Source organism: Nostoc sp. CHAB 5715 (assembly GCF_020829685.1).
Taxonomy (GTDB): Bacteria; Cyanobacteriota; Cyanobacteriia; order Cyanobacteriales; family Nostocaceae; genus Nostoc.
Window position 1 is genome coordinate 1 of sequence record NZ_JAIVFR010000772.1, and the last position, 3,692, is coordinate 3,692.

General features: G+C 45.2%; 4 protein-coding genes. All 4 read right to left on the reverse strand.

The genetic code is table 11. The annotated features are described in order from the left end of the window. On the reverse strand, window positions 1-1,325 hold a 1,325-nt coding region (clpX, locus tag LC574_RS30940; RefSeq protein ID WP_229457410.1), incomplete at its 3' end, for an ATP-dependent protease ATP-binding subunit ClpX. Between the two features lie 9 nt (window positions 1,326-1,334). After that, window positions 1,335-2,033, reverse strand: a complete 699-nt coding sequence (gene clpP / locus LC574_RS30945) for an ATP-dependent Clp endopeptidase proteolytic subunit ClpP (RefSeq protein ID WP_229457411.1) — start codon at window positions 2,031-2,033, stop codon at window positions 1,335-1,337. Window positions 2,034-2,250: 217 nt separating this feature from the next. After that, window positions 2,251-2,388 (reverse strand): hypothetical protein, encoded by a 138-nt coding sequence (locus tag LC574_RS30950; RefSeq protein WP_229457412.1) that lies wholly within the window; start codon window positions 2,386-2,388, stop codon window positions 2,251-2,253. A gap of 53 nt (window positions 2,389-2,441) precedes the next feature. Further along, window positions 2,442-3,692 (reverse strand): trigger factor (gene tig / locus LC574_RS30955; protein WP_229457413.1); only part of this gene is annotated, 1,251 nt, incomplete at its 5' end.

The following is a 3,692-nucleotide window of genomic DNA, read 5'->3' on the forward strand; positions in this document are numbered from 1 at the left end:
CCTCGGATCAAGTCCGAGGATGACGGCATGGGTTGGTCTGTTTCCACTCCAACCATCTCCCGTGTTACTGTACAACGTGTCACATCCTTACGGGATGGTAACTCGTACATTACATCTAACATCAATTCTTCGACAATACCCCGTAGCGCTCTAGCACCAGTTTTACGGCGGTAGGCTTCTTGAGCGATCGCTCGTAAAGCATCTGGTTTAAAATCTAACTGGACATTATCCATCTTCAGCAGTTTTTGGTACTGCTTCACTAAGGCGCTGCGTGGTTGGGTGAGAATCGCCATCAACGCTTCTTCATCTAGCGGATCTACTACTGCTACCATTGGCACGCGCCCAATAAATTCGGGAATCATGCCAAATTTTACTAGATCATCTGGTGCTAGATGGCGGAGAGTATCTGCTGCCCGTTTTTCTTTCGATTGGCCTTCTCCAGGTTGCACAAAGCCTATTGCTTTTTTGCCAACTCTCTGATCTACAACCTTTTCTAAGCCTACAAAAGCACCACCACAGACAAACAAGATATTACTTGTATCAATCTGGATACAGTCTTGATAGGGATGCTTACGCCCTCCTTGGGGTGGTACATTGGCGATCGTTCCCTCTAACATTTTCAGCAAGGCTTGCTGCACGCCTTCGCCAGAAACATCGCGGGTAATTGACGGGTTCTCACTCTTGCGAGCAATTTTGTCAATTTCATCAATGTAGATAATTCCTCGTTGCGCTTCCTCTATATCCAAATCTGCCACCTGCAACAGTCGCAGCAAGATATTTTCCACATCTTCTCCCACATACCCCGCTTCTGTCAGCGTCGTAGCATCAGCGACGGCAAAGGGTACATCTAGGATTTTCGCTAGGGTTTGCGCTAAGAGAGTTTTGCCGCAACCAGTCGGGCCAATTAACAAAATATTGGACTTTTGCAGTTCTACAGCATCATCCGCCCCACCTTTGCCACTGCCTTTAGACTGAATCACCGCCAACCGCTTGTAGTGATTGTAAACAGCTACTGACAGGACTTTCTTGGCTTCGTCTTGACCAATAACGTGTTCGTCTAGATACTTTTTAATCTCTCTTGGCTTGGGTATTTGATTAAACGAAATACTAGAAGATTGAGTACGCCGTTTTTGAGGTGGTTCTGCTCTTGGTGCCGGTTGTGCTGCCGCACCATTAGTATCGAGTAACTCCTCGTCTAGTATTTCATTACACAAGTCAACGCATTCATCGCAGATGTAGACTCCCGGCCCCGCGATTAATTTACGCACCTGCTCTTGAGACTTGCCGCAAAACGAACATTTTAAATGGGAGTCGTACTTAGACATACCAGCCTCTTATTTCAGAATGGTGACGTTTTCCCCTGCTGTGGGAAGATTTTGCCTGGAAATGACCTGATCAATCAAACCGTAGTTCTTGGCTTCTTCTGCCGACATGAAAAAGTCGCGCTCAGTATCTGCTTCAATTCTTTCTATGGGTTGACCAGTATGATGAGCCATTAACTGATTCAACTTAGCCTTAATGTAAAGAATTTCTCTGGCTTGAATTTCAATGTCAATGGCTTGACCTTGAGCGCCACCAAGTGGTTGGTGAATCATAATCCGGGAGTCGGGTAGAGACATTCGCTTACCGGCAGCTCCTGCTGTCAACAAAAATGCCCCCATGCTCGCGGCTAATCCAAAACAGATGGTAACAACATCAGGGCGAATTTGCTGTATTGTATCATAGATTGCCATCCCTGCGTAGACCGAGCCACCGGGAGAATTAATATACAGTTGGATGTCTTTTTCTGAGTCTTCAGCGTCTAGAAATAACAACTGAGCCACGATTGAGTTGGCTACAGTATCATCTATTGGCGTTCCCAAAAAGATAATCCGCTCTCGCAGCAGGCGGGAGTAGATGTCGAAAGCCCTTTCTCCCATGCCAGACTGTTCCACCACCATCGGCACGATGTTGCTAGGGCTGCTTAACTGGGAGTTAATGTTTATTCGACTTTGGTTGCTGATGGGGTAATTTCCCGACTGCGATACAAGCATACAAGCTTTCTTTGACGATAATTTAGGACAAATGTTTCAGCAGCAGATGCTGCCTTTTCCACGAATGGGATTTTATAGGTACGTGTTAACCATTATGCCTCATATAATTTCCTCTCGTGTAACACAGTATCAAGCTCAGGCGATAACATGTGTCACAATTTGCTAAAAATTCATTCATTCTTTAATTATTCTGCCTTTATCCCTGAGTTGTTAAGAGTTATTGGGCATTGGGCATTGGGCATTGGTTATTAATCTTCTCCCTCATCTCCCTCATCTCCCTCATCTCCCTCATCTCCCTTATCTCCCTCATCTCCCTTATCTCCCCCTGCTCCCTCATCTCTTTTAACTTACCCATTTCACCAGTACTTTAACTCAGAACTGGTGAATTCATGGCTGTGGGATTTTTAATTATCCTTCTGTGACTTCTGTCGAAGCTTCGCTGGTTTCTTCCTCTGTCTGAGGTGCATCAGCATCAGCATCTAATTCTTCTGCGGCTTCTGTTTCTTCTGCGGGACTTAAGGAGCCTTCGGGTACAAGTTCAACTGAGGAATGTTCTAATAGCCAATCAATGGTTTTTTCGGTTAATAATTCGTTTTCCACGATTGAGCGCAGTCTATCTTCATCAACGTCTTGCTCCTCTGGGTACTGTTCCAAAAGTTCGGTGACTTTGGCTGCAATTTCTTCTGGTGTTACCTGGATAGATTCGCGTTTAGCAACTTCGCGCAACGACAAGGAGCGTTTGATGCGTTCAATTGCCTCAGTGCGCGATCGCTCCCGCAGTTGAGGAATAATATCTGTAGTAAACAACTTCCTCACATCTAATCCCTGCTGAGACAGGCGCATTGCTGTTTGGGTTAGCATTGCATCCACTTCTTGCTCAATCATGGTTGCTGGTAAGTCAACTTCTACGTGTTTGAGCAGTTCCGTTAACAACGCTTCCTGTTTATTTGTTTTTGTTTTGTCATCCGCCTCTTTTTGATATCGCTCTACCAAAGAAGCGCGTAACTCCTCTAAGGTTTCAAAATCGCTGATTTCTTGGGCGAAATCGTCATTTACTTCTGGTAGTTCCTTTTCCTTAAGTTCTTTGAGCGTCACTGTGAAAGTTGCCGCTTTTCCAGCTAAATCTTCATTAGCATAAGGATCTGGGAACTGTGCCGCAATTTCTCTGGTTTCTTCAGGATTCATCCCCACTATTCCCGAAATAAAGCCTGGAATAAACTTATCTTCCTGCAACTCAACTTGAAAATCAGTTGCTTCAGCTCCCGGAATCGGTTCTAATTCAGCTGTTTCGTCTTCGCCCTCAACTCTAGCGAATGAACCTTTAAAATCGACTACGGCAACGTCACCGATTTGGGCTGCACGTCTTTCCACAGGAATCAATGTCGCTAATTCTTGACGTTCCTTGTCGAGCGTGTTCTCCACTCGTTCTGGTTCGTACTTGACTTCTTCAGCTTGGAAAAGTAAATCAGTGTACTGAACTAGATTCACCTCTGGTTCTACATCGACAGCAGCCGAAATCGTCAGGGGTTTTCCAGGTTCATAATTCTTAATTAAATCCTCAAAGGAAGAGCGCAATTGTGGCTGACCTATTGCCGGAATTGCTTCTTGTTTAACCGCTTGCTCAATACCTACTTGAATTAGTTCTCCCAGCGCTGCTGC

Excerpts from the sequence above, each read along its gene's own strand:
- clpP (WP_229457411.1), bottom strand. The coding sequence starts at position 2,033 with ATGCTTGTATCGCAGTCGGGAAATTACCCCATCAGCAACCAAAGTCGA.
- LC574_RS30950 (WP_229457412.1), bottom strand. The coding sequence starts at position 2,388 with ATGGGTAAGTTAAAAGAGATGAGGGAGCAGGGGGAGATAAGGGAGATG.